Below are 24,736 nucleotides of genomic sequence, written 5' to 3' on the forward strand. Positions count from 1 at the left end.
CCCGCCAGGAGCAGTGAAATGAGCATCAATATCGGACCGCCGGCTATCGAAGAGCTTCGGCCTCGGATCACCGTCATCGGTGTCGGCGGCGCCGGCGGCAACGCGATTGCCAACATGATCAACGCCGAGATCGAGGGTGTCGACTTCGTCGTCGCCAACACCGACGCGCAGGCGCTGAACAACTCGATCACCGAGCATCGCATCCAGCTCGGCACCGAGATCACCAAGGGCCTGGGCGCCGGCGCCCGACCCGAAGTGGGCAAGGCCGCGGCGGAAGAGAGCCTGCCCGACATCGATCGCGCGCTCGAAGGCGTGCACATGTGCTTCATCGCCGCGGGCATGGGCGGCGGCACGGGCACCGGCGCTGCGCCGGTCATCGCCAAGGCCGCGCGCGACAAGGGCGTGCTGACCGTCGGCGTCGTCACCAAGCCGTTCCTGTTCGAAGGCACGCGCCGCATGCGCTCGGCCGAGGCGGGCATCGAGGAACTGCAGCGCCACGTCGACACGCTGATCGTCATTCCCAACCAGAACCTGTTCCTGGTGGCCAAGGCCGAGACGACCTTCAAGGAAGCCTTCACCCTGGCGGACGAAGTGCTCCAGCAGGGCGTGCGCTCGATCACCGACCTCATGGTCATGCCGGGCCTGATCAACCTCGACTTCGCCGACGTCCGCTCGGTCATGGGCGAGATGGGCAAGGCGATGATGGGCACGGGCGAGGGCAGCGGCGAGAACCGCGCGCTCGAAGCCGCCGAACGCGCCATCGCCAACCCGCTGCTCGATGGCGTGTCGATGCAGGGCGCCAAGGGCGTGATCATCTCGATCATCGGCGGCGACGACATGAAGCTGCTCGAGGTCGACGAGGCCGCGAACCACATCCGCGAGCTGGTCGATCCCAACGCCAACATCATCTGGGGCTCGGCGTTCAATCCCGATCTTCAGGGCAAGATCCGCGTCTCGGTGGTCGCCACCGGCATCGAGCAGAGCGCCGAAATGGCCGAGATCGCGGCGCGTCCGCTCAATCTCTCGCCTGCGCGCGGCCCGATCCGTCCGGCCATCGCGACGCCGGCTGCGCCCGCGATCCCGGTCGAGCCCGTCGCCAAGCCGGCGCCCGAGCCCGTTCCCGAGCCGCAGATCATCCCGGTCGCAGCGCCGGCCCCGGTTCCGGTTGCGTTCGAAGAGCCCGCGCCGAGCCTCGATCTGGCCGACGAGGGCGATGCCTTCGAACTGACCGACGAGGATGCCGACGAGGTCGAGGACAGCTCGGCGAGCTATGCCAGCCTCAGCGGTCTGAAATCGACGCGTCACGAGCCGCTCGAACTCGGTCTCGACCAGAGCGACGAACTCGAAGAGCCCGCGGCTAGCCAGGACGAACTCCTGCTCAACGCGACCCAGCTCGAGAAGGAAGATGCTCCGGTCTCGCCGCTGGTTACGCGTCGCAAGGCGCCGATCGCGCCCGGCGCAGGTGCTGGCGCTGCGGCGCCCGGCGGTGGTCGTGGTCCCGTGGCCGGCAACACGCTGTTCGAGCGTATGGCCAACCTGTCGCGCGGCGTGAAGTCCACCCCGGCGAGCGACGAGGGCGACGAGGACGAGGATGACGGCACCGCCATCAGCATCCCGCGCTTCCTCGGCCGCCAGAACAACCAGTAGGCTCGGGGCAATAGGGTCGTCTCGCCGCTCATTTGCCCGGGGTTCATCTCGGACCATGCATTGCAGATCGGGAATGGCGACTAGGATCATCAGGCTGGCCGCTCTGACATCGGCCCTGGCGCTCGCTGTGGCGGGCGCCCAGGTCGGTGCCCAGGGCGTGCCGCAGCGTTCGACCACGCCGGGCGGCGTGCTGCCCCGCGCGACCGGACTGCCGCAGGTGTCGCAGCCCGTGGTGCAGGCGATCCCGAGCAGCGACGGCATGACGCTCAACGACGCGCTCGGCCGTCTGGCGCGCGATCCGCGCGATGTCGGCGCGCTGATCGACGCGGGCAATGCCGCGCTGGTCATGGGCGACGTCGATGCCGCGACGGGTTTCTTCCGTCGCGCCGATCAGGTCGCGCCGGGCAATCCGCGGGTCAAGGCGGGGCTGGCCGGGGCGATGGTGCGCAACGGCGATCCCTTCGGCGCGATTCCGCTGTTCGATCAGGCCGAGGCGGCGGGTGCGCTCGACAGCTCGCTCGCGGCCGACCGCGGTCTCGCCTACGACCTCGTCGGCGACAATGCCACGGCGCAGCGTTACTATCGCCAGTCGCTGGCGCGCATGCCCAGCGAGGAAGGTACGCGGCGCATGGCGCTGAGCCAGGCCATCGCCGGCGACAAGCAGGGCGCCGAAACCACGCTTGCGCCGCTGCTCCAGGCGCGCAACCTGGCGGCTTGGCGCACGCGCGCCTTTGCCCTGGCCATCGTCGGCCAGACCGAGGAGGCGGTGAGCGTCGCCAATTCGGTGCTGCCGGCCGAGCTCGCTTCGGGAATTGCCCCCTATCTGCGGTACATGCCGCGGCTGACCCGTGCGCAGCAGGCGGCCGCCGCGAACTTCGGCGCTTTCCCGCGCGCCTCCGAAATCGGTCGTGACGATCCGCGCGTGGCGCAATATGCGCCGAAGGCGCCGGCGATCGCCGCGGTCGACGCGGCGCTGACCCCCAAGGGGCAGCCGCTGGGGCGCAAGGTTCGTTCGCGCGACCGCAATCGCAACAGCCGCAGCACGCAGGTGGCCGCGGCGCCGCCCGATCTGCAGCCGACTCGCGAGGTCGCGGCTGCTGCCGCTGCGGTTCCAGCGCCGACGCGCGTTGCTGCCGCCGCTCCGACCCGGGCTGCGCGCACGCCTAGCTCGGCGCCGGCGCCTGCTCCGGCGCGTCCCACACCGACCCCGACGCCCGTTCCGCAGGCTGTGCGCACGCCGACGCCAGCACCCGCGCCGATGTCGACGCCGCCGCGTACGGCTGCGGTTGCCGGGGTGCTGCCGGTGGCGCCGGGCTTCAATCTCGTGCCGAGCACGCCGCCGTCGGTGCCGCCAGCTGCATCGTCCCCGACTCCGTTGCCTGCTGCAGCCGCTCCCACGCCGGCCCCCGCGGCAGTGATCGCACAGATTCCGACAACGGTGCCGGCGCCTGTTCCTGCACCAACGCCGGCTCCCGCTGCGCCGCCACCGGTGCGCAGCCTGTCCGACGCCTTCGCCGATTTCGCCCGGCCGAGCATCGACGTGACGCCGACGGCCGGCGCGGTCGACCTGCGCCGGATCAAGCCGGCGCGGCCCGAGCCGAAGAAACCGCCCGAGCCGCCCAAGCCCAGCCACCCGAGCCGCATCTGGGTTCAGGTCGCCACGGGCCGTGACAAGGCCGCGCTCGGCTTCGACTGGCGACGCATGATCCGCGAGAATGCCGAGGTGTTCCGCGGCAAGGCGGCGATGATCAGCGCCTGGGGGCAGACCAACCGCTTGCTCACCGGACCGTTCCAGAGCGAAGCCGCGGCGAACGCCTTCATTGGACAGTTGCGCCGAGCCGATGTAGAGGGCGCCTTCGTCTGGACCAGCCCCGCGGGGCAGGTCGTCGATGCCTTGCCGATGGCGACGACAACGCCGCCGCGGCGTTGATGGACGGCGACGGCGATCCCTGCACCGCGGCGCCAAAGGTTAATTTGTCCACACTTTGTGCACAGAGTTGTGGAGTTTTGCGCAGGCGAGATCGGCGGTTCCATTGTGCGCCGGGCAGGGACCGAAGCATCCAACCGGCATGACGATAAGGGTTGCACGCAAGCTATGCGAACGGATCAGGACATCATGAACCGGGACGAAGACGCCGCACCGGTCGACATGCTCGCCTCGCTGTTCGAAGCGCGCGGCTGGCAGTACGAATTCGTCAGCGAAGACGAGATCACCGGCGAGGTGCAGGGCGCCTGGGCGAACTATCAGCTCCAGGCGATCTGGCGGCCCGAGGATCACGTCCTGCAGATCCTCTGCCTGCCCGACATCCGCATGACCGACGAGAAGCGCGCGGCGGTCTACGAGGTTCTGACCCTGATCAACGAGCAGCTCTGGCTCGGCCATTTCGACGTCTGGTCGAACGGCGGCGTGCTGCTCTACCGTCATGGCCTGATGCTCGGTGACGAGGGGCTGCTGAGCCCGAGCCAGGCACAGGTCGCGATCGAGACCGCGATCGAGGAATGCGATCGCTTCTACCCGGTGTTCCAGTTCATCCTCTGGGGCGACAAGACCCCGGCCGAGGCGCTGGCATCGGCCATGGTCGACGCGGTCGGCGAGGCTTAGGCCGGTTTGATCCTCCCCGGAACGGGGAGGGGGACCGCTCGCGTAGCGAGTGGTGGAGGGGGCTCTCGACGATCACCTCCTTGCGATGTAGCGCCGGTCCGATATCCCCCTCCACCACGCTTCGCGTGGTCCCCCTCCCCGTTCCGGGGAGGATGAATGCCGGAGATCACAGATGCTCGACACAATCCTCATCATCGGCTGCGGCAACATGGGCGGCGCCATGCTCGCGGGCTGGCTCGCCAGCGGCATCGCGCCTTCGCGCTTCACCGTGGTCGACCCCGTGCTGGCCGAGGCGCCGCAGGGCGTGACCCTGCTGCGCGACCTGCCGCAGGGCGCGCGTTTCGATCTGGTGATGCTCGGGATCAAGCCGCAGATGCTCGCCGATCTGGCGCCGACGATCGCCCCCTTCGTCGGAGCGGAAACGACTCTGCTGTCGATCCTCGCGGGTGCCGAAGTGGCGACGCTGGCCAGACTGTTCCCCGAGGCCGGCGGCCGTGTGCGGATCATGCCGAACCTGTCGGCGGCGATCGGCAAGTCGCCGATCGCGCTGGCCACGCAGGATCTCGACGCGGATCGGCAGGCCGCGGTCACCGCGCTGATGGACCCGCTGGGTACGCCCGAATGGCTGCCCGAGGAGCAGTTCGACATCGTCACCGCGCTCGCGGGCTCGGGGCCGGCCTTCGTCTATCGTTTCATCGACGCGCTGGCCGCGGGGGCGACCGCGCTGGGGCTCGATGCGGGCCAGGCGCAGCGACTGGCGCTGGCCACGGTCGAGGGGGCCTCGCTGCTCGCGGCCGCTTCCGAGCATTCGCCCGGCGAACTCGCGCGCCGCGTCGCCAGCCCGGGCGGTACCACCCAGGCGGGGCTCGACGTGCTCGATGCCGATGGTGCCCTGGCGAAGCTCGCGCAGGCGACGCTCAAGGCCGCGGCCGATCGCAATGCCGAGATGGCCAAGGCGATCTGCGGCTGAGTTGCACCGTTCCGGCAACAAAATGTTACAAATTCGGCAGGACCGGTTTTTCTTGAATGTTTACCCGTAGAGGCCGATATTCTTGAGTACCGGCAATCCGCATCGGGCGGGCCGGAAAAGGAGTTTGCAATGGCCAATTGGAACGACCCCCAGCTCGATAGAACGGGCTTCGGAGCGTCTCCGAGCCTGGGTGGGGCAACCCGCGGCGCGACCTACGATCAGGGTCTGCGCAAGCACATGCTTTCGATTTACAACTACATGGCTTCGGGCGTTTTGCTTTCGGGTATCGTCGCGCTGTTGTTCGCGCGCTCGGGCCTGGCGCTGCAGGTCATGCAGACGCCGCTGCGCTGGGTTATCGCCTTGGCGCCGCTCGGTTTCGTCTTCGCGATGAGCTTCGGCATCAACAAGATGAAGACCTCGACCCTGCAGGTGCTGTTCTGGCTCTTCGCAGTGGCCATGGGTCTGTCGATGTCGGCGATCTTCCTGGTCTATACCGGTCCCTCGATCGCGACCGCGTTCTTCGCGGCGGCGGCAGCCTTCGCCGGTCTCAGCCTCGTGGGTTACACCACCAAGAAGAGCCTGAGTGGCCTCGGCACCTTCATGACGATGGGCCTGATCGGCCTGCTGGTCGCGATGGTCATCAACATGATCTGGCCGATGCCGGGTCTGACCGCGGCGATCCCGTTCCTCGGCGTGCTGATCTTCGCGGGCCTCACGGCTTACGATACCCAGCGTCTGAAGCAGGAATATGCCTATCTCGCGGGTACCGACTTCGCGGGCAAGGCGGTCGTCATGGGCGCGCTGTCGCTGTACCTCGACTTCGTCAACATGTTCCAGTTCCTGCTCAGCATTCTCGGCAACCGCGACTAAGCCTCGCGCGCGCTGGGCGCGGCCTTTCCGCATAGGGGGGCGCATCAGTGAACGGAAAATATCATGCCCGGTGCGCCATTTGGTCGCACCGGGCATTTTCTTTGCGCGCCCGGGACGCTACGAAGGTGTCCCGATGCGGGAGTGGACGCGAGTGAACCTTTTGAAAATTCGGCAATACATTGCAGCGGGCGTGTGCCTCGCCGGTATCGCGGCCCTGTCGGCCTGCGGCCCCAAGACCCCCGTCGCTTCCGCGCCGCCGCCGGCGCCGGTCATGGTCGTGCCGCCGCAGCCGATGCCGCCGCGCGGCGCCTCGCCGAACCTCGTGCCGCCGCCGATCGACGCCTTCGGCGTGCGCCGTACGGTCAATGCCGGGATCTCGACCGCACAGACCACCTGGAACCTGCGCTCGGCCTACAACGTCGCCGCGCTCAACTGCCTCGAGCCGAAGCACGGTCAGATCGTGGTCAACTACCGCGAGTTCCTCAAGGTCCAGGCCAAGAAGCTCACCGCGGTCAACAAGCTCGTCGATCAGGAGTTCAAGGCTAAGCACGGCACGCGCTTCATCCCGCCGCGCGAGGCCTACATGACCCAGGTCTACAACTACTTCGCGCTGCCGCCGACGCTGTCGTCGTTCTGCGACGCGGCCCTGGCGATGAGCACCGAGGCGGCGACCGTGAAGTCGGCCGATCTCGACGGCTTCGCCGCGCGCAGCCTGCCTTCGCTCGAACGCGTGTTCCTCGAATTCTACCGCAGCTACGACCAGTACCGCACCGACCTGGGGGCGTGGCAGGCCAAGTATACGGCGTCGCAGCCGATCGCGGTCGCGGTTCCTGGCGCGCCGCAGGTGCAGGCCCAATAAGCACGAGGCGGGTAACTTCGCCCGTCTGCAACTTTGCTCTTTCAAGGGCGGTACCTCTTCGCTAAGGGGACCGCTCCGCGGATGGCCTCGGCCGCCCGCGATCGCACTGGAACGGGGCCGTAGCTCAGCTGGGAGAGCGCGTCGTTCGCAATGACGAGGTCAGGGGTTCGATCCCCCTCGGCTCCACCAGTGGCGATAGAGCTCGACCCTCCGCGCAGCATCCTTCGACAAGCTCAGGATGAGCGGGGTGGGTCTATTCCCCTAGACCCGCTCAGCCTGAGCTTGTCGAAGGCCCCGCGCGACAATCGCGCCACAATCGGCTAGCGTGACCCAATGCATTTTCTCGACCAAGCCAAGATCTTCATCCGCTCGGGCGCCGGCGGCCCCGGTGCGGTCGCCTTTCGGCGCGAGAAGTACGTCGAATACGGCGGGCCTAACGGCGGCAACGGCGGCAAGGGCGGCGACATCATTTTCGAAGCCGTGCCCGGCCTCAACACCCTGATCGACTTCCGCTACAAGCAGCACTTCAAGGCGCCGCGCGGCGGTGGCGGCGCGGGTTCGAACCGTACGGGCGCGGGCGGTGAGGATCTGGTGATCAAGGTGCCGATCGGCACCCAGGTGCTCGACGACGACCAGGAGACCGTGCTCGCCGACATGACCGAGCCGGGCCAGCGCGTCGTCCTGCTCGAAGGCGGCATCGGCGGTCGCGGCAACGCCAGCTACAAGACCTCGACCAACCGCGCGCCGCGCCAGCACCAGCCGGGCATGCCGGCCGAGGAAATGTACGTCTGGTTGCGGCTCAAGCTGCTCGCCGATGCGGGCCTCGTCGGGCTGCCCAATGCCGGCAAGTCGACCTTCATCAACCAGATCTCGAACACCAAGGCCAAGGTCGGCGACTATGCCTTCACCACCTTGCGTCCGCAGCTCGGCGTGGTCGCACATCGCAACCGCGAGTTCGTGCTCGCCGACATCCCCGGCCTGATCGCCGGCGCCGCCGACGGCGCGGGCATCGGCGACCGTTTCCTCGGCCACATCGAACGCTGCCGTGTGCTGATCCACCTGATCGACATCAACGGCACCGATCCGGCCGAGGCGCTGCAGGTCATCGAGGAAGAGCTCGAAGCCTACGGCAACGGGCTCGAGGACAAGCCGCGGCTGATCGCGCTCAACAAGATCGACACGGTCGATGCCGAGCTGGTCAAGGCCTTCACCGCCGAACTCAAGGCGGCGGGCGCCAAGCGGGTGTTCCCGATCTCTGGCGCGAGCGGCAAGGGCATGGGCAAGTTGCTCGATGCTGTGATCGGCCATCTGCCCGCCGCGACCGCGACCGAACGCCCCGACGGCGAGCGGGAAGAGGCCGACGACAAGCCCTGGTCGCCGATCTGAAAATCTCGATCTGACAGGCCGAGTCCCCGGTGCGACGAAACCGGTTCTAATTGTGACGATCCCTCGCTAAGTCCCGCGCCATGTCGATTGCCCGCCTTTCCGATCTAGCCGACAAGACGGCCTGCCCGCGCCTCGTGGTGAAGGTCGGCTCGTCGCTGCTCGTCGGCCGCGAGGGGCTGCGCCGCGCCTGGGTCGAAGGCCTGGTTGCCGAGATCGCCGCGGCGCGGGCGAGGGGCCAGGACGTCATCGTCGTCTCCTCGGGCGCGATCGCGCTGGGCGCTGCGACCCTGGGGCTGGAGAAGGGTGGACGCGGCAGCCTTGCCGACGCCCAGGCCGCGGCTGCGGTGGGTCAGATCGCACTGTCGGGGCTCTGGGCCGAACTGCTCGGCCGTCACGGCCTCACCGCCGCGCAGCTGCTGCTGACGCTCGAGGATCTCGAGGATCGCCGTCGCTACCTCAACGCCACGGCCACGCTGACGCGGTTGCTCGACGCCGGCGCCGTGCCGGTGATCAACGAGAACGATTCCGTCGCGACGCAGGAAATCCGCTTCGGCGACAACGATCGCCTGGCGGCGCGCGTCGCCCAGGCCGCTCGCGCCAGCGCGGTGCTGCTGCTGTCCGACGTCGACGGGCTCTACGATCGCAATCCCAAGGAACCCGGCGCCAAGCTGCTGCCCGAGGTCCACGGCGTCACTTCCGAGATCCATGCGATGGCCACCGGCGATTCCGCCTCGGGGCTCGGTTCGGGCGGCATGACCTCGAAGCTGCAGGCGGCCGAGATCGCCGAACTCGCGGGCATTTCGCTGGCGATTGCCAATGGCACCTACGACACGCCGATCGCGCGCGCCGTGGATCAGGGCATCGGCACCTTGTTCACGCCGCGGCGCAAGGCCGGCGCGCGCAAGGCCTGGCTCGGCGGGCGGCTGCGGCTGCGCGGTTCGCTGACGGTCGATGCCGGCGCCGCCCAGGCGCTGGGCAAGGGTTCGAGCCTGCTCGCCAAGGGCGTGACCCAAGTCGAAGGCGTGTTTCAGCGCGGTGACGCCATCGCCATCCGCGACGGCGAGGGGCGGACGCTGGCGCACGGCCTGTCCGAATACGACGCGATCGAATGCAGCCGGCTGATCGGCACCCATTCGAGCGAGCAGGAGACGATCCTCGGCTATTCGCCGCGCTCGTCGGTCGTGCACCGGGATCAGCTGATCCTGCTATGACTATCGCCGTCACCGGTGGCACGGGTTTCGTTGGCCAGGCATTGATCGAGCAGGCGCGGGCGCAGGGCGTCGTCGTCCAGGCGCTGGCGCGCAAGCCGCAGGAGCGACGCAACGGCGTCGACTGGATTAAGGGTGATCTCGGCGATCGCCGCGCGCTGGCCAAGCTGGTCGAGGGTGTCGAGGCGGTGATCCACGTCGCCGGCCTCACCACCGCGCACAGCCCGGCCGAGTTCGAGGAAGCCAATGTGGCGGGGACGCTCGCGGTGATCGAGGCTGCGCATGCGGCGGGCGTGCAGCGGCTGATCTTCGTCTCGTCGCTGTCGGCGCGCGAACCCGGGCTTTCGGCCTACGGCGCCTCGAAGGCGCGCGCCGAGCGCGTGGTCAAGGCCTCGGGTCTCGACTGGACGATCGTGCGCCCGCCGACCGTCTACGGCCCGCGCGACAAGGACGTGTTCGAGCTGTTCCGTTCGGCCAAGTGGGGGGTGATCCCGACGCCGAAGGAAGGGCGCTCGTCGTTGATCCACGTCGACGACCTCGCGCGGCTGCTGCTGGCGCTGGTGCCCGGCGGCGAGGGCGTCTCGCACATGAATTTCGAGCCCGATGACGGCAAGCGCGGCGGTTGGAGCCATTACGAACTCGCGCGGATGATCGGCTGGTCCGTCGGCCGCCGGCCCAAGGTGCTCGGCCTGTCGAAGCGGACGATGGAATGGGCGGCCAAGGCCGACCGCATGCTGCGCGGGGCCAAGGCCAAGCTCACGCTCGACCGCGTCGGCTACATGACCCATCCCGACTGGGTGGTCAGCCTCGGTGCGCGCGTCCCCGCCGCGCTCTGGCGCCCGCGCGTGGAGACGCGCGAGGGCATGAAAGCCACCGCGCAGTGGTATCGCAAGGAAGGCTGGCTCTAGCCGGCTTCGGCCGTGGAAGCGCTTTTGCTCAGCGTGTGCCGAAGCCGAAGCGGCGGAAGGTCGCCTTGCCTTCGTTCGACAGCAGGTAGCGACGGAAGGCCTCGCCCTCGGGATTGGTCGACTTGGCCAGCACGGCGACCGGATAGGCGATCAGCGCATGGCTGTTGGCGGGGAAGCGGCCGACGACCTTGACCGTGCGATCGGCCAGCGCGTCGGTGGTATAGACGATCCCCAGCGGCGCCTCGCCGCGGCCGACCAGCGCCAGCGCGGCGCGCACGTTCTCGGCGCGGGCGATCCGGTCCTGGACCGAGGGCCAGACGCCGAGCCGGGTCAGCGCGTCCTTGCCGTACTTGCCCGCGGGCACAGAGTCGGGGTCGGCCATGGCCAGCCGGCCGTTGCCGAGCGCGCGCGCCAGCGGGAAGCGCGAGGCCACGGTCAGCCGCAGGGTGCTCGTGGTCGGCGCGACCAGCACGAGGTTGTTGAACAGGAACGAGACGCGCGTGTTCGGCTTCACCAGCCGCTTGTTCGCGACATAGTCCATCCATTCCTCGTCGGCCGAGATGAACAGGTCGGCCGGCGCGCCCGCCTCGATCTGGCGAGCGAGCGCCGAGGAGCCGGCGAAGGAGATCACCGGTCGCGGATGGCCTTTGCGTGCCCAGCCGTCGGCCGCGGCGTTCAACGATTCCTGGAGGCTCGCGGCGGCGAGCACCAGCGGTCCGCGCGTTTGCGCCTGGGCCGGTACGATCGCCGCGAACAGCAGAGCAAGAAAGGCCAGCAGGCGCGGCATCGGTATCTCCGGTCATCTATATACGTTCGGATATAATAAGCGGAGCGAACACGGCGACGCAAGCTGTCGCGCGATATTGAACAGTCGCTCAGCAGGCCATAGGCTGGGGCAAACCAGATGGGAGATGGATATGGGACTGCGGGCTGCGGCCGAGGCGATGCGCGGCAAGATCGCGGTGGTTGTGGGCGGCGCGGCCGGCCACATCGGCCGCGGGGTGACGCTGGGGCTGATCGACGAAGGCGTCGAGGTGATCTGCTGCGACAACGATCGCGAGGGGCTGGCGGCGATCATGCCGGAGGTCGAGGCGCTCGGCGGCAAGATCACCGCGCTTTACGCCGACGTGACCGATCCGGCCTCGCTCGACGCGTTCTACGATGCGGTCGCGGCGCGGACCGATCATATCGACATCCTGATCAACGTGCCCGGCGGCGTCGCGCGTTCGCTGTTCGACAAGACCACGCGCGAGAGCCACGCGCGCGATATCCGGCTCAACTACGGCTATGTCGTCGACTCCTGCCACCGTGCGCTGCCGCTGCTGCGCCAGAGCGGAAACGGCGGCGCGATCGTCAATTTCACCACGATCGAGGCGCATCGCGGTGCCGCGACTTTCGCGGTCTATGCCGGCGCCAAGGCCGCGACGACCAATTTTAGCCGCGCGCTCGCGGTCGAGCTCGGCAAGGACATGATCCGCGTCAACTGCCTGGCCAGCGACACCAGCCTCGCCCGCGCCTCGAACGCCGCGCTCGCGCCCGAGGACTTTGCGCGCCTGGCTGAGCTCGGCCCTGATGCACTGGGCCAGTCGATCGAGTTCTACGTGCCGCAGAAACGCCCGCCGACGGTCGAGGAAGTGGTCGACGGCGTGGTGTTCCTGGTCAGCGACCTCTCGCGCACGATCACCGGCACGACGCTCCACGTCGACGGCGGCACCTGGGCGGCCTTCGGCTTCCTCGACTGGCCCGAGGGCGACAGCTTCATGCCCGCCCCGCTCGGCGGCACGCTCAAGCGGCTGGCCGGGTAATTATTCGGCGCGCTCCTGCGAGGGAGGCAATCGGATATGACTTCGCCAACCCATATCGTCACCCCGGGCTTGACCCGGGGCCCCGCTAACTTTTCAGCGCTGCGGAAAAAGCGGGATCCCGGGTCGAGCCCGGGATGACGGGAAGCGGGAATGCAAGTCCGTTACCGATGCGTTCGTGTCATATGCGGTCCCCCTCCCCTTGCAGGAGAGGATCGGGGACTAGGCGGCTGTCGCGCTAGCCGCTTCGCGCGCCCAGCGGACGATGGCCGCGGGCGGCATTGCGCCCGACTGGCGCGCGATCTCGCGGCCCCTGTGGAACAGGATCAGGGTCGGGATCGAGCGAATGCCGTAGCGGCCCGCGATCGCCTGCTCGGCCTCGGTGTCGAGCTTGCCGAGCCGCATCGCCGGTTCGAGCTCACCCGCCGCCTGGGCGAAGGCCGGCGCCATCTGCCGGCAGGGACCGCACCAGGCGGCCCAGAAATCGACGAGCAGCGGCAGGTCGCTCTTGCTCGCATGGGCATCGAAATTGGCAGCGGTCAGAACCACCGGCGCGGCCTGGAACAGCGCGCTCTTGCAGCGCCCGCAGGTGCCGCCGGTGCCCAGCTTGGCGGCCGGTACCCGGTTCAGGGTCGCACAGCTCGGACAGGCCACGATCTTGGAATCGCTCATCGATCACCTCCGCTGCCGAGATAGGCACGCAGTGCGCGCAAAGAAGTCCCGAAGGTTTTTTCCACAAGATGCGTTGAGTCGGGGAACCGTTTCGTCGCGCATGACGTTCGGTTCATCGAAGGAGCTTCGGCATGATCTTCGCGCTTATCCTGTTTGGCTGCGCCGACGACGGCACCCAGTGCCATAAGCTGGCGACGACGCCCAAGCATTACGAAGCGCGCGTGCTTTGCGAGGCCGATGCCGAAATGGCGCTGCAGAGCGACATCGCATTGAGCGCCGACTATCCGACGGTCGAGGCACGCTGTCAGCCGATCGGCGCCAATGTGGCGCTGAGTTCGGGTGAGCCGCGCGAAGACCAGCCGGTCGCTTCGCTGCGTCTCGCCTCGTTCCAGTCCGGCCAGCCGGGTCAGCCGCGCCCGCGGTAGGAGGCGACGCCCTGGTCGGGCACCCATAGTCCTGCTGGCGGCGCGTCCGACTGCCAGAACACGTCGATCGGAATGCCGCCGCGCGGATACCAGTAGCCGCCGATGCGCAGCCACTTGGGCTTCATCTCGTCGAACAGCCGCTGGCCGATGCCGACGGTGACGTCCTCGTGGAAGCCGCAATGGTTGCGGAACGAGCCGAGGAACAGCTTGAGGCTCTTCGATTCGACGATCGTCTCGCCCGGCGCATAGTCGAGCACGAGATGGGCGAAGTCGGGTTGGCCGGTGACCGGGCACAGCGAGGTGAATTCGGGCGCGGCGAAGCGCACGAGATAGAGGCTGCCCACGCGCGGATTCGGCACATAGTCGAGCACGGCCGCCTCGGGCGAGGCGGGCAGGGCGGATTGCTGACCCAGGTGCAACGGAGTCGAATTTTGTGGCGTATCGCTCATCCTAGCCTCTTGCCGTCATCGCGCCGCTCGCACAAGTCGCCGGCCAGGCCGCAAGGGTTCACCCAGCGTTCACGCGCGCGGGACTTGGGCAGAGACACGGGATCGCATCGGGGAACATGACCAAGACAGCAAAGAGAACATCGGGTAGATTCGCGCGCCGGGCGGCGCTGCCCGCGCTGCTGCTCGCTCCGGTCGCGCTGATAACGGTCGCACAGGCCCAAACCCCGGGATCGGTGCAGGACTTCCAGCTTCCCGCCGCCCGCCCTTCGCCGACCGCGACCGCCGCCGGCCCGGTCGACAGCGAGCACCCGACTGCCGAGGCCACGCGTCCGGCGCCCGAGGCGGCAGCGCCCGTGACCACGCCGCCCACGATCGTCGTGCCGCCCGCAACCACCGCACCGACGCGCGAGGCCACGAGCCCGCGCGCGATCGAGCGACCGAGCCCGGGCGTGGGCGCCGGGATCGAACTGCGCCGCCCACCCGCAGGAAGCGCGACGCCGACCCCGGCACCGCCAGGTGTCGAGCGTCCCGAGATCACCACGGTACCGCTTCCCGCTCCCAGCGCGAGCGCACCCGCGGTCGAATCTCCGGCTCCCGCGGAGAGTGCAACCGTCGCGACGGGCTCGACGCCGTGGCCCTGGATCGCGGGCGGTGCCGTGCTGGCGCTGCTCGCTGGCGCCTGGTTCTATCGACACCGTTCGGCTCGCCCGGCCGAGGCAGAGGACTTCGAGGAGCCCCAGGTGCCGAGCGAGGCGTCGGCCGCCGCGCCCGCGCGGCCCGAGCCGAGCCCGCCCGCCGTGCTGCCGCGCCCGCAGGAGCTCAACAAGGCGCCGCCGCCGCCTGCGCCAGAGCCCGCACCGCCGGCGATAGCCGCGGGGCCGCTCGAGATGGAGTTCGAGGCGCGCCATCTCAGCCGCGCGATGGTCAACGCCGCGCTCGCCTATCGCCTGACCCTGACCAACCGCGCCGATACAGAGACCGGGCCGCTACGGCTGGCCGGCGACATCGTCTCTGCCCACGCTTCGCTCTCGGCCGAGGAACAATTGTTGCCGGTCGACGCGGCCCTGGCGACCTTGCACGAGGCGACCAATCTGGCGCCGGGCGAGTCGATCTCGCTGGCGGGCGAATTGCGCATGCCGATCGCCTCGATCCTGCCGATTCATCGCGGCGGTGCTCGGGTCTTCGTGCCCTTGGCACGCTTCCGCGCGGAAGCCGGGAACGGGACCGTCGCCATGCGCGTCTTCGTCGTGGGCCAGGCCAGCGAGCAGCCGGGCGGGGCGCTGAAGCCTTTCCCGCTCGATCGTGGACCGGGGGTCGATCGCGGCCTGGGGCAGAGAGAGCTCGGTGTCCCGGTATGATTGGCCCGCATGATCGGGCTCGACGCCAGCCCACCCACGGAGTAGTCGCAGCGGAATAACAAAGGGAACGCAATGGACAGCCTGGTCTCGACCGAGTGGCTCGCCCATGAGATGGGCGCGAGCGATCTGAGGATCGTCGATGCAAGCTATCATCTGGCCGACGCCGCGCGCGACGCGCGCGCGGATTACGAGGCCGGCCACATTCCCGGTGCGGTGTTCCTGAACCTGGCCGAACTCGTCGATCCCGCCTCGCCGGTCGACAACACGCTGCCCCCGGCCGAGAAGTTCGCCAGCCGCATGCAGGAACTCGGCCTCGGCGACGGCAGCCGGATCGTCCTTTACGACGACAGCGCGATCAAGACCTCGGCGCGCGCTTGGTACATGCTGCGCCAGGTGTTCGGTGCGCACCACGTCGCCGTGCTCGACGGCGGCCTCGCCAAGTGGAAGGCCGAGGGCCGGGCGATCGAGACCGGTCGCAACACCTTGCGCGCACGCCACTTCACCGCCTGGTCTGACAGCAAGCGGCTGCGCACCAAGGACGACGTGCTCGCCAACCTGCGCCATGCCGAAGAGCAAGTGGTCGACGCCCGCGGCGCGCCGCGTTTCACCGGCGAGGAGCAGGAGAGCCGCCCGGGCCTCGCCTCGGGCCACATCCCCGGCTCGCGCAACGTGCCCTACAAGGCGCTGTTCAACGCCGACGGCACCTACAAGGACAAGGCCGCGCTGACCGCGGTGTTCGAGGAGGCCGGCGTCGATCTCGACAAGCCCGTGATCGCCACTTGCGGCAGCGGCATGACCGCCTGCGCCGTGGCTTTCGCGCTCCATCTGCTCGGTAGGGACAAGGTGTCGCTCTACGACGGCTCCTGGAGCGAATGGGGTGCCGATCCCGAAACGCCGAAAGCGCTGGGACCGGCCTAAGGCGCGTGAAGCGCCATCCAGGCCTGCTCTTCCGTCACCCCGGACTTGATCCGGGGTCCCGCTTATCGCGGCAAGCGATACGCTCGGACCAATAGCGGGACCCCGGATCAAGTCCGGGGTGACGAAGAATGCGATAAGCCCTGCAACCTGGCTCGATCGGCGAACTGCCGCTATCAACAAGTGATGGATGATCTCTTCGCCGATCGCGCGGTTCGCAACCAGACCCTGGCGCGTGCCGACATCGAGCGACTGGCCGGACGGCCCCAGATCTTGATCGACTGCGATCTGGAGGAGGCAGATCTCTCGGGCCTCGACCTTGCCGGCTGGCGGTTCGAGCGATGCAATGTGCGACGAGCCGATCTCAGCCGTGCCCGCCTCGAAGACACGGCCTGGCAATCGTGCCGCGGCGCTTTCGCCAATTTCACCGGCTCCGACCTGGGCGCCGCGACCGTCGTCGCGAGCGATTTCAACAACGTCTCGTTCAAGCGCGCCAACCTGCAGGCGGCCACGTTCGATCAATGCAAGCTGACCGGGGCCGATCTGTTCGAGGTTAAGGGCCTCGAAATCCACTTCGCCGAGACGCTGCTCGTCAACGCCAAGCTCGCCGGCCGTTCATTCCGCAAGGTCACGCTGAACCGCATCGACTTTTCGCAGGCCGATCTGCGCAAATGCGATTTTCGCCAGACCACCTTCGTCGAATGCAGCCTGCGCGAAGCCAATATGGACGGCGCACGCTTCGACGGCGCCGACCTGCGCGGCGCCGATCTCGGCGGGCTGCAACTGTTCGACGCGACGATGTTCCGCGGTGCGACGATCTCGCGGGACCAGGCCGCCCAACTCCTTGGCCAGCTCGGCCTGAACGTGCGCTAGAGGCCGATCGTTCCTCGCCGCGCTCAAACGTCGAGGCGGTAGCGGAACAGGCGGCTCGGGCCGTCTTCGGGAACGACGTAGAGATCGCGACCGTCGATCGTCATGCCTTCGCCCGTCAGCGGTCCGCCGCGACCGAACGGACGGACCGGGCCGATGGCGCCCGCCCGCAAGGTCCGCCGCAGTCGCATCGACGGCCAGTCGATCCAGTCGACGGTGCCGCTCCACAAGCTCAGATTGCCCGCCGCGACCAGCTGATCGCCGACGAACTTGATGTCCTGGTGATGCGTCGGCGACGGATTGGCCAGCTTGCGCACCCGTCCGGGCGCGGCGAGATCAATGACATAGAACATCCGGCTGTCCCAGTTGCCCGCGACCAGGATATGTCCCGAGGCCGCGACGCAGCCGAGATGATCGGCGACGCGGATCTTGCGGCTTAGGCGCAGACTGTCGGCATCGAGCTCGATCAGCACGGCCGAGCTGTCGGGCCGCATCTCGGCCACCGGAATCCACAGCGACCGACCCGAGCGCGAAATGCCGCCCGGATGATAGCGCGCGCCATCGGTCAGTTCGATGCGCCGTAGGAGCTTGCCGCTGGTCCGGTCGAACAGGTGCAGGTAGCCTTTGCGGTTCGCCTGATCGACCGAGGTCAGCCATATCCGCCGCGCGTCGAGCTCAAGCCCCTGGACGTGGAAGACCTCGCCGTCGAGCTTGAGCGTGCCTTGCAGGCGGGCGTTCTCGATACCGCTGCCCGCCCAATCCGCGTCTGGTCTGTCGGGCGCCGCCGCGACCGATAGACTCCACAGCACCAGCAAGAGTGCCGTCGCACCGAATTTCAGAGGGTTGCGCGTCATCGGTCGTGCCCTTCGCCGATCGTTTCGGTCCTCGCGCGATGGCGCAGTTCTGTGTCAGGATGATTGCTGCGATGCAGCATTGGGGGCGGGAAGCGCCGCGATTTCGGAGCCAAGTCCTTGCCCTGCCGCGCGTCGCGGCGGTAAGGCTCGGCCAATGGCAAAAGGTCCGAACGACAAGCAGAACATCGCCACCCGCCTCGTGTCCGCCGGGCGGCGGCCCGAATGGACGGGGCCTGTGGTCAATCCGCCGATCTGGCGCGCCTCGACGCATCTCTATCCCGACATGGCCGCGCTCAAGGACGGGCCGCGCCGCAACGAGGACGGGCGTTTTTTCTACGGCCGCCGCGGCGCGCCGACGCAGTGGGCCCTGGCCGAGGCGCTGACCGAGATCGAGCCCGGCGCCGCGGGCACGATCCTCTATCCCTCGGGCGTCGCCGCGCTCGCCGGGGCGCTGATGGCCGTGCTCAAGGCCGGCGACGTGTTGCTGATCACCGACAACGCCTATGACCCGACGCGCGCGATGGGGCTGGGCCTGCTGACCGACTTCGGCGTCGAGACGCGGTTCTTCGATCCGCTCGATCCGGCCTCGCTCGAAGCTGCGATCTGCGAACGCAGTCGCGCGGTGCTGCTCGAGGCGCCGGGCAGCCTGACGATGGAAGTGCAGGACGTGCCCGCGCTCGCCACGATCGCGCGGCGGCACGGGCTCGTCTCGGTGTTCGACAACACCTGGGCCAGCCCGCTCGGCTTCCCCGCGCTCGAACGCGGCGTCGACATCACCGTCATGTCGCTGTCGAAGCACGTCGGCGGCCATTCGGACCTGATGATGGGCGCCGCATCGGCCGGCGAGAAATATTACGCGCTGCTGCGCAAGCGCGCGCAGCAGCTGGGTCAGGTCGTTTCGCCCGACGACGCCGCGCTCGCGCTGCGCGGGCTGCGCACCCTGGGAATCCGGCTCAAGCAGGAAACCTCAAGTGCGCTTCAGATCGCCGAATGGCTGCGCGCGCGGCCCGAAGTTGCGCAGGTGCTCTGCCCGATACTGCCTGGCGCGCCGGGGCACGAGATCTGGGCGCGCGACTTCACCGGCGGCTGCGGGCTGTTCAGCTTCGTGTTCAAGGGCGGGGACGCTCAGGCGCGCGCGCGCTTCGTCGACGCGCTGACCTTGTTCGGCATCGGCTATTCGTGGGGCGGCTATGAGAGCCTGGTCGTGCCCGTCGATCCCGCACCGATCCGCGCGGTCACGCCCTGGCCGCCCGCGGGCTGGGATCCGGCCGACCGCTTCGGCCTGCGCCTGGCGATCGGGCTCGAGGATCCGCGCGACCTCATCGCCGATCTCGAACGCGGCTTCGCGGCCCTATGACCTGGGAAGCCGGCCTTTCCGAAGTCGTCCGGCATCTCGACTCGATCGGCTTCGACGTCGGCTCTTCGCGTATTTCGATATATCGGGCGATCCTGATCGTCCTCGTCGTCGCCGGGGTCTTCGTCGCCGGCCGTCTTGCCAGCGGGGTGTCGCGGCGGATCATCCACCGCATCACGCCACTCGACGCGGCCGAGCGGCTGATCGGCGAGAAGATCGTCTCGATCATCGTCTGGGTCATCGCGATCCTCGTCGGGATCGACCTGCTCGGCATCAACCTGACCGCGCTGACCGTGTTCTCGGGCGCCTTCGGCCTCGCCATCGGTTTCGGTCTGCAGAAGACCTTCGGCAACCTGATCGCCGGAATCATCCTGCTGATGGACCGCTCGATCAAGCCGGGCGACGTCATCGCGGTCAACGACGGCGTTTCGAACACGGTCGGCCAGGTCAAGAAGATCGGCATCCGTGCGGTCTCGGTGATCACGCGCGACAAGAAGGAATACCTGATCCCGAACGAGAACCTGATGATCAATCAGGTCGAGAACTGGTCCTATTCGAGCCGCGACGTGCGCGTGAAGGTGCCCGTCAGCGTGACCTACGACACCGACATCGCCTTCGCCGAGGCGCTGATGCTCCAGGCCGCGCGCGAGACCGACCGCGTGCTCGACAATCCTGCGCCCTCGGTCTGGCTGCACACGCTCGGCGAGAACGGCATCCAGTTCGAGATCCAGATCTGGATCGACGATCCCGAGGAGGGCATCGGCAACGTCCGCTCGGACGTGCTCAAGCGGCTCTGGGCCCTGTTCCGCGAGAACGGCCTGCGCGTGCCGGCGCCGCAGCGCGACATTCGCCTGCGCGACTGGCCCAACGATCCGCTGCAGGTCGACCGGTAGCATCCGGCGCCGCGCGGCCTGGCAGAGGGGCTGCAGAACACCCCCCGAGGCGCGCTAAAGTTCTCCTAGCCCCATCCCAATGCAATCTGACTGGTACGGCTGGCCATTCGTCGCCAAATGCGCCTCCATGAGCGAATCCCCGTCATCATCGGCCGCCAAGCCCGGAACCGTCCATCTGGTCGGCGCCGGCCCCGGCGATCCCGACCTGCTGACCCTGCGCGCCGCGCGGTTGATCGGCGGTGCCAAGCTGATCGTGCACGACGGGCTGGTCGATCCGGCGATCCTGGCGCTCGCGCATCCCGCCGCCAAGCTGGTCTCGGTTGCCAAGAGCCGCGCACGCCACACGATGAAGCAGGAGGCGATCAACGCCCTGCTCGTCGCCGAGGCGCTGGCCGGTCACGACGTGGTCCGGCTCAAGGGCGGCGATCCCTTCGTCTTCGGTCGCGGCGGCGAAGAGGCCGAGGCCTGCCGCGAGGCCGGCGTGCCGGTCGAGATCGTCCCCGGCATCACCGCCGCGACCGGCGCTTCAGCCGCCGCGCAGATCCCGCTGACCCACCGCGACAGCGCCTCGATCGTCAGCTTCGTCGCCGGCCAGTGCAAGGGCCTGACCGAGCAGGACTGGTCGGGCCTCGCCGGCAAGGGCCGCACCCTGGTGATCTACATGGGCGTCGCCACCAGCGAGGCGATTTCCGAGAAGCTGATGGCCGATGGCCTCGCCCCCGACGTGCCCGTCGCGGTGATCGAGAATGCCAGCCGGCCCGAAATGCGCGTTTTGCGTGGACCGCTTGCGGGTTTGCCCTCGCTCGTTGAAACGCATCGGGTTAAGAGCCCCGCCCTCATCGTCATCGGCGACGTCACCGCCGAACCAGAACAAGAACTGCGCAAGATCGCGCGGGAGGTAGCAAAGTGAAGATTCTAACGGGCAACGACCTGAAATCAGGCGCGGTCATCTGGTGGGACGGCCAGGGCTGGTCGCTCCATGTCGACGACGCGGTCGACGCCAGCGAACACGCCGACGAGATTCTCGCGCGCGAGGAAGCCGCACGCCACGTCAACTCGTCCTACGTGGTCGACGCCACGCAGACGCCCGAAGGCGTCCGCCCGAACCACATCAAGGAGCGCATCCGCGCGCTGGGCCCCACCGTGCGCCCCGACCTGACCCTCAAGCCCGCCGATCCCTCGGCGATCAACTGGGTGATCTGAGATGTACAAGTACGACAGCTACGACCAGGCCATGGTCGACACCCGCGTCGAGGAATTCCGCGACCAGACCCGTCGCCGCATCGAGGGCACGCTGGCCGAGGAGAACTTCCGCCCGCTGCGCCTGCAAAACGGCCTCTATCTCCAACTGCACGCCTACATGCTGCGCGTCGCCGTGCCCTACGGCACCCTGAGCTCGGCGCAGATGCGCATGCTCGGCGACATCGCCGACAAGTACGACCGCGGCTATGGCCACTTCACCACCCGCCAGAACATCCAGTACAACTGGATCAAGCTGGACGAGGCGCCCGACATCCTGGCCGACCTCGCCAAGGTGGAAATGCACGCCATCCAGACCAGCGGCAACTGCATCCGCAACATCAGTTCGGACCAGTATGCCGGCGCCGCGAAGGACGAGCTGATCGACCCGCGCCCCTATGCCGAGCTGCTGCGCCAGTGGTCGAGCTTCCACCCCGAATTCCTGCACCTGCCGCGCAAGTTCAAGATCGCGGTGATCGCCTCGAAGACCGATCGCGCGGCCATGCGCCTGCACGACATCGGCATCGAGATCGTCAAGAACGATGCGGGCGAGATCGGCTGCGCCTTCTACGTCGGCGGCGGCATGGGCCGCACCCCGATGATCGCGCCGCTGATCAATCCGTTCGTGCCGCTCGACCAGCTGATTACCTATTCGGAGGCGTGCCTGCGCGTCTACAACCGCTACGGCCGGCGCGACAACAAGTACAAGGCGCGCATCAAGATCCTGGTCCACGAAATGGGCAAGGACGAGTACACGCGCCAGGTTGAGGAAGAGTTCGCGCACCTGCTCACGCAGGGCATCGAACCGCCGATCGCCGAGCTCGAGCGGATCATTCCCTACTTCGCCGATCCGGCCTTCGACGCCGCGGCTTCGGACGATCTCGACCTGTCCGATCCCGACTTCGCGGTCTGGGTGAAGAACAACACCGTCGCGCACAAGGCGAAGGGCTACGTCATCGCCGTCGTCAGCCTGAAGCCCGTTGGCGGCATCCCCGGTGACGCCAGCGCCGACCAGATCCGCCTGATGGCCGACCTGGCGAAGGACTACAGCTTCGACGAGCTGCGCGTGACCCATGCGCAGAACATCGTCTTCCCGCACGTCAGGAAGTCCGATCTCTACACGCTGTGGCAGAAGCTCGACGCGGCCGACCTGTCGACCGCGAATCTCGATGGCATCGGCGACATCATCGCCTGCCCGGGGCTCGACTATTGCAGCCTGGCCAACGCGCGCTCGATTCCGGTCGCGCAGAAGATCTCGGAGCGCTTCGCCGGCAAGCAGGAAGAGCTGGGCGAGCTCAAGCTCAAGATCTCGGGCTGCATCAACGCCTGCGGCCACCACCACGCCGGCCACATCGGCATCCTGGGTGTCGACCGCAAGGGCGTCGAGAACTACCAGCTGCTGCTCGGCGGCTCGGAAGGCGCGGACACCTCGCTCGGCACGATCACCGGCCCCGGCTTCTCCGAGGACGGCATCGTCGATGCGGTCGAGAAGGCCACCAACGTCTACCTGGCGAACAAGGAAGGCGAGGAACGCTTCCTCGATACCTACCGCCGCATCGGCATGGCCCCGTTCAAGGAAGCTATTTATGGTTGAGACCCAGTTCCGCTTCCGCGACGACGAGCCCGTGGGTGACCCGGCCGTGACGGTCGACGCTTTCGGCGAGCAGACCAATGCCGCCGCCGTGCGTCTGGAAACCGGCGAGGACGCGCGCGTGCTGCTGCCGTTCCTCGATCGCATTCGCCTCGTCGAAGTCGAATTCCCTGGCTTCATGGACGGCCGCGGCTACTCGGCCGCGCGCATCCTGCGCGAGGCCGGCTACGACGGTGAGCTGCGCGCGATCGGCTCGGTCTTCGTCGACCAGCTCGGTCACCTGCGCCGCTGCGGCTTCGACAGCTTCGCACCGAACACCCCGCTCGATCCCGTCGATGCGGAGAATGCTTTCAACCGCTGGCCCGACGTCTATCAGGCGACTGGTGACGGCCGCCAGCCCATCTGGGCCAAGAGGCATGGCTGACGTACAAGTGCGCGCCGTAGACCGTATCGACACGGGCCCGCGTTTCACCGAGGCGGATGCGATCCGCCTCAACCGCATGTTCCGTGGCACCGAGACGCTGGAAATGCTTTCCAGCGTGCTCAAGAGCGGTGCCGCGGGCGATGTCGCCGTGGTGTCGAGCTTCGGCGCCGAGAGCGCGGTGCTGTTGCACCTCGTCTCGCGGATCGATCCGGGCATCCCCGTGCTGTTCCTCGAGACCGGCAAGCACTTCCCCGAGACGCTGGCCTATCGCGACGAGCTGATCGCCCGGCTGGGCCTGACCAACGTGATCAACCTCACGCCCGACGAGGCCGATCTGGCCAAGAAGGACGAGAGCGGGCTGCGCTGGTCCTACGACCCCGACGGCTGCTGCGAGATCCGCAAGGTCAAGCCGCTGGCCAAGGCGCTGGCCGGCTACGACGCGACGATCACCGGTCGCAAGGCGTTCCAGGCGGCGACCCGCGCCAACCTGCCGCGCTTCGAGATCGACGTGACCGACGCCCAGGGCCGGCTCAAGATCAACCCGCTGATCGACTGGACCGCCGAGGACCTCGCCGCCTACATCGCCGAGCACGATCTGCCGCCGCACCCGTTGGTGGCCGAGGGTTATCCCTCGATCGGCTGCTCGCCCTGCACGACCAAGGTCGCGCCGGGCGAAGACCCGCGCTCGGGCCGCTGGAAGGGCTGGGACAAGACCGAATGCGGCATCCACGTCCCCGGCAAGCCCGACGCCGACGACGGCGAACTGCCTCCGGGCTACGATCCGGTGTTCTGATTATCGCCGGGCTTCGGTCGCCATTCTGACCGCGAGCCCGGCGAGCACCGTTCCCATCAGCCAGCGCTGAACCGTCGCCCAGGTTGGGCGCCGCGTGAGGAACCCGGCGATCGATGCGGCCGAGACCGCGATCGCGGCATTGACCATCACGCTGATGACGATCTGCGTCGAGCCGAGCGCCAGCGCCTGGCTCAGCACCGAGCCGCGCGCGGGATCGATGAACTGCGGCAGCAGCGACAGATACATCACCGCGATCTTCGGATTGAGCAGGTTGGTCAGGAACCCCATCAGGAACAGCTTGCGCGGTCCGTCGACCGGCAGTTCGCGGACCTCGAACGGCGAGCGGCCGCCAGGGCGCAGCGCCTGCCAGGCCAGCCACAGCAGATAGGCCGCGCCGGCCATGCGGATCGCGTCGTAGGCATAGGGCACGGCCAGCACGAGCGTGGTGATGCCGAAGGCCGCGCAGAGCATGTAGAACAGGAAGCCCAGCGCCACGCCGCCCAGCGAGATCAGCCCGGCCAGGCGGCCCTGGCAGATCGACCGCGAAATCAGGTAGACCATGTTCGGCCCCGGCGTGAGCACCATGCCGAGCGCGATCAGGGCGAAGGCGATCAGATTGGCGGTGCTCGGCATCGGCGGTCTCCAGC

Annotated in this window: 26 protein-coding genes and 1 tRNA gene; 22 read left to right on the forward strand and 5 right to left on the reverse strand. The window is 68.1% G+C overall.

The window, feature by feature from the left end:
* Positions 1 to 18: 18 nt before the first annotated feature.
* From ftsZ to OLX23_RS15600, 10 genes are all read left to right on the forward strand, one after another.
* Entirely contained in the window at positions 19 to 1,647 is a 1,629-nt protein-coding gene (gene ftsZ / locus OLX23_RS15555; RefSeq protein ID WP_264445930.1) for a cell division protein FtsZ, read from the forward strand.
* Positions 1,648 to 1,720: 73 nt separating this feature from the next.
* The gene (locus tag OLX23_RS15560) at positions 1,721 to 3,577 is read left to right on the forward strand and encodes an SPOR domain-containing protein (protein WP_264445931.1); all 1,857 of its coding nucleotides are present in this window, start codon (positions 1,721 to 1,723) and stop codon (positions 3,575 to 3,577) included.
* A gap of 186 nt (positions 3,578 to 3,763) precedes the next feature.
* Positions 3,764 to 4,249, forward strand: a complete 486-nt coding sequence (locus OLX23_RS15565; protein ID WP_264445932.1) for a YbjN domain-containing protein — start codon at positions 3,764 to 3,766, stop codon at positions 4,247 to 4,249.
* Between the two features lie 172 nt (positions 4,250 to 4,421).
* Positions 4,422 to 5,219: a pyrroline-5-carboxylate reductase gene (gene proC / locus OLX23_RS15570; protein ID WP_264445933.1), complete on the forward strand. Its 798-nt coding sequence runs from the start codon at positions 4,422 to 4,424 to the stop codon at positions 5,217 to 5,219.
* Positions 5,220 to 5,348: 129 nt separating this feature from the next.
* Positions 5,349 to 6,089: a Bax inhibitor-1/YccA family protein gene (locus OLX23_RS15575; RefSeq protein WP_264445934.1), complete on the forward strand. Its 741-nt coding sequence runs from the start codon at positions 5,349 to 5,351 to the stop codon at positions 6,087 to 6,089.
* Positions 6,090 to 6,240: 151 nt separating this feature from the next.
* On the forward strand, positions 6,241 to 6,948 hold the full coding sequence (locus OLX23_RS15580) for a hypothetical protein (protein ID WP_264445935.1): 708 nt from the start codon (positions 6,241 to 6,243) through the stop codon (positions 6,946 to 6,948).
* Between the two features lie 113 nt (positions 6,949 to 7,061).
* Positions 7,062 to 7,137 (forward strand) — tRNA-Ala (locus OLX23_RS15585).
* 144 nt (positions 7,138 to 7,281) lie between these two features.
* Complete coding sequence (gene obgE, locus OLX23_RS15590; RefSeq protein WP_264445936.1) at positions 7,282 to 8,334, forward strand: GTPase ObgE; 1,053 nt, start codon at positions 7,282 to 7,284, stop codon at positions 8,332 to 8,334.
* Positions 8,335 to 8,414: 80 nt separating this feature from the next.
* On the forward strand, positions 8,415 to 9,545 hold the full coding sequence (proB, locus tag OLX23_RS15595) for a glutamate 5-kinase (RefSeq protein WP_264445937.1): 1,131 nt from the start codon (positions 8,415 to 8,417) through the stop codon (positions 9,543 to 9,545).
* Positions 9,542 to 10,450 carry an NAD-dependent epimerase/dehydratase family protein gene (locus tag OLX23_RS15600; RefSeq protein ID WP_264445938.1) on the forward strand — a complete coding sequence of 303 codons (909 nt, stop codon included), beginning with the start codon at positions 9,542 to 9,544 and terminating at the stop codon, positions 10,448 to 10,450. The genes proB and OLX23_RS15600 overlap by 4 nt, the downstream gene beginning before the upstream one ends.
* A 28-nt stretch (positions 10,451 to 10,478) precedes the next feature.
* Here the strand turns inward: OLX23_RS15600 and modA are convergent, their stop codons facing one another.
* Positions 10,479 to 11,237: a molybdate ABC transporter substrate-binding protein gene (modA, locus tag OLX23_RS15605; RefSeq protein ID WP_264445939.1), complete on the reverse strand. Its 759-nt coding sequence runs from the start codon at positions 11,235 to 11,237 to the stop codon at positions 10,479 to 10,481.
* 130 nt (positions 11,238 to 11,367) lie between these two features.
* On the opposite strand from modA, the gene OLX23_RS15610 reads away from it, so the two are divergent.
* Positions 11,368 to 12,255 (forward strand): SDR family NAD(P)-dependent oxidoreductase, encoded by an 888-nt coding sequence (locus tag OLX23_RS15610; protein ID WP_264445940.1) that lies wholly within the window; start codon positions 11,368 to 11,370, stop codon positions 12,253 to 12,255.
* Positions 12,256 to 12,474: 219 nt separating this feature from the next.
* On the opposite strand, the gene trxC is transcribed toward OLX23_RS15610, so the two are convergent.
* Positions 12,475 to 12,924 carry a thioredoxin TrxC gene (gene trxC, locus OLX23_RS15615; protein ID WP_264445941.1) on the reverse strand — a complete coding sequence of 150 codons (450 nt, stop codon included), beginning with the start codon at positions 12,922 to 12,924 and terminating at the stop codon, positions 12,475 to 12,477.
* Positions 12,925 to 13,055: 131 nt separating this feature from the next.
* On the opposite strand from trxC, the gene OLX23_RS15620 reads away from it, so the two are divergent.
* Positions 13,056 to 13,349, forward strand: coding sequence for a hypothetical protein (locus tag OLX23_RS15620; RefSeq protein ID WP_264445942.1), 294 nt, complete (start codon positions 13,056 to 13,058; stop codon positions 13,347 to 13,349).
* On the opposite strand, the gene queF is transcribed toward OLX23_RS15620, so the two are convergent.
* Entirely contained in the window at positions 13,331 to 13,798 is a 468-nt protein-coding gene (gene queF, locus OLX23_RS15625; protein WP_264445943.1) for a preQ(1) synthase, read from the reverse strand. The genes OLX23_RS15620 and queF overlap by 19 nt on opposite strands.
* A gap of 116 nt (positions 13,799 to 13,914) precedes the next feature.
* Here queF and OLX23_RS15630 point away from each other — a divergent pair, with 116 nt between their 5' ends.
* The 3 genes from OLX23_RS15630 to OLX23_RS15640 all read left to right on the forward strand — a co-directional run bounded on the left by OLX23_RS15630 (position 13,915) and on the right by OLX23_RS15640 (position 16,944).
* On the forward strand, positions 13,915 to 15,156 hold the full coding sequence (locus tag OLX23_RS15630) for a hypothetical protein (protein ID WP_264445944.1): 1,242 nt from the start codon (positions 13,915 to 13,917) through the stop codon (positions 15,154 to 15,156).
* Positions 15,157 to 15,228: 72 nt separating this feature from the next.
* A complete protein-coding gene (sseA, locus tag OLX23_RS15635) occupies positions 15,229 to 16,074 on the forward strand; it encodes a 3-mercaptopyruvate sulfurtransferase (protein WP_264445945.1) in 846 nt (281 codons plus the stop codon).
* 183 nt (positions 16,075 to 16,257) lie between these two features.
* A complete protein-coding gene (locus tag OLX23_RS15640) occupies positions 16,258 to 16,944 on the forward strand; it encodes a pentapeptide repeat-containing protein (protein ID WP_264445946.1) in 687 nt (228 codons plus the stop codon).
* A 23-nt stretch (positions 16,945 to 16,967) separates the two neighbouring features.
* Here the strand turns inward: OLX23_RS15640 and OLX23_RS15645 are convergent, their stop codons facing one another.
* Positions 16,968 to 17,795: a DUF6454 family protein gene (locus tag OLX23_RS15645; RefSeq protein ID WP_264445947.1), complete on the reverse strand. Its 828-nt coding sequence runs from the start codon at positions 17,793 to 17,795 to the stop codon at positions 16,968 to 16,970.
* 154 nt (positions 17,796 to 17,949) lie between these two features.
* On the opposite strand from OLX23_RS15645, the gene metC reads away from it, so the two are divergent.
* From metC to OLX23_RS15680, 7 genes are all read left to right on the forward strand, one after another.
* Positions 17,950 to 19,152, forward strand: a complete 1,203-nt coding sequence (gene metC / locus OLX23_RS15650) for a cystathionine beta-lyase (RefSeq protein ID WP_264445948.1) — start codon at positions 17,950 to 17,952, stop codon at positions 19,150 to 19,152.
* Positions 19,149 to 20,042 (forward strand): mechanosensitive ion channel family protein, encoded by an 894-nt coding sequence (locus OLX23_RS15655; protein ID WP_319641324.1) that lies wholly within the window; start codon positions 19,149 to 19,151, stop codon positions 20,040 to 20,042. Before metC ends, OLX23_RS15655 begins: the two co-directional genes overlap by 4 nt.
* 127 nt (positions 20,043 to 20,169) lie before the next feature.
* Positions 20,170 to 20,952, forward strand: a complete 783-nt coding sequence (gene cobA / locus OLX23_RS15660) for a uroporphyrinogen-III C-methyltransferase (RefSeq protein ID WP_264445949.1) — start codon at positions 20,170 to 20,172, stop codon at positions 20,950 to 20,952.
* Positions 20,949 to 21,245, forward strand: coding sequence for a DUF2849 domain-containing protein (locus tag OLX23_RS15665; protein WP_264445950.1), 297 nt, complete (start codon positions 20,949 to 20,951; stop codon positions 21,243 to 21,245). The genes cobA and OLX23_RS15665 overlap by 4 nt, the downstream gene beginning before the upstream one ends.
* A 1-nt stretch (position 21,246) precedes the next feature.
* On the forward strand, positions 21,247 to 22,875 hold the full coding sequence (locus OLX23_RS15670) for a nitrite/sulfite reductase (RefSeq protein WP_264445951.1): 1,629 nt from the start codon (positions 21,247 to 21,249) through the stop codon (positions 22,873 to 22,875).
* Entirely contained in the window at positions 22,868 to 23,296 is a 429-nt protein-coding gene (locus tag OLX23_RS15675; protein ID WP_264445952.1) for a DUF934 domain-containing protein, read from the forward strand. The genes OLX23_RS15670 and OLX23_RS15675 overlap by 8 nt, the downstream gene beginning before the upstream one ends.
* Positions 23,289 to 24,089, forward strand: coding sequence for a phosphoadenylyl-sulfate reductase (locus tag OLX23_RS15680; RefSeq protein WP_264445953.1), 801 nt, complete (start codon positions 23,289 to 23,291; stop codon positions 24,087 to 24,089). The genes OLX23_RS15675 and OLX23_RS15680 overlap by 8 nt, the downstream gene beginning before the upstream one ends.
* Here OLX23_RS15680 and OLX23_RS15685 read toward each other — a convergent pair whose 3' ends face one another.
* Positions 24,090 to 24,722 (reverse strand): LysE family translocator, encoded by a 633-nt coding sequence (locus OLX23_RS15685; RefSeq protein WP_264445954.1) that lies wholly within the window; start codon positions 24,720 to 24,722, stop codon positions 24,090 to 24,092.
* Positions 24,723 to 24,736: the final 14 nt, after the last annotated feature.

Source organism: Novosphingobium sp. JCM 18896 (assembly GCF_025938095.1).
Taxonomy (GTDB): domain Bacteria; phylum Pseudomonadota; class Alphaproteobacteria; order Sphingomonadales; family Sphingomonadaceae; genus Novosphingobium.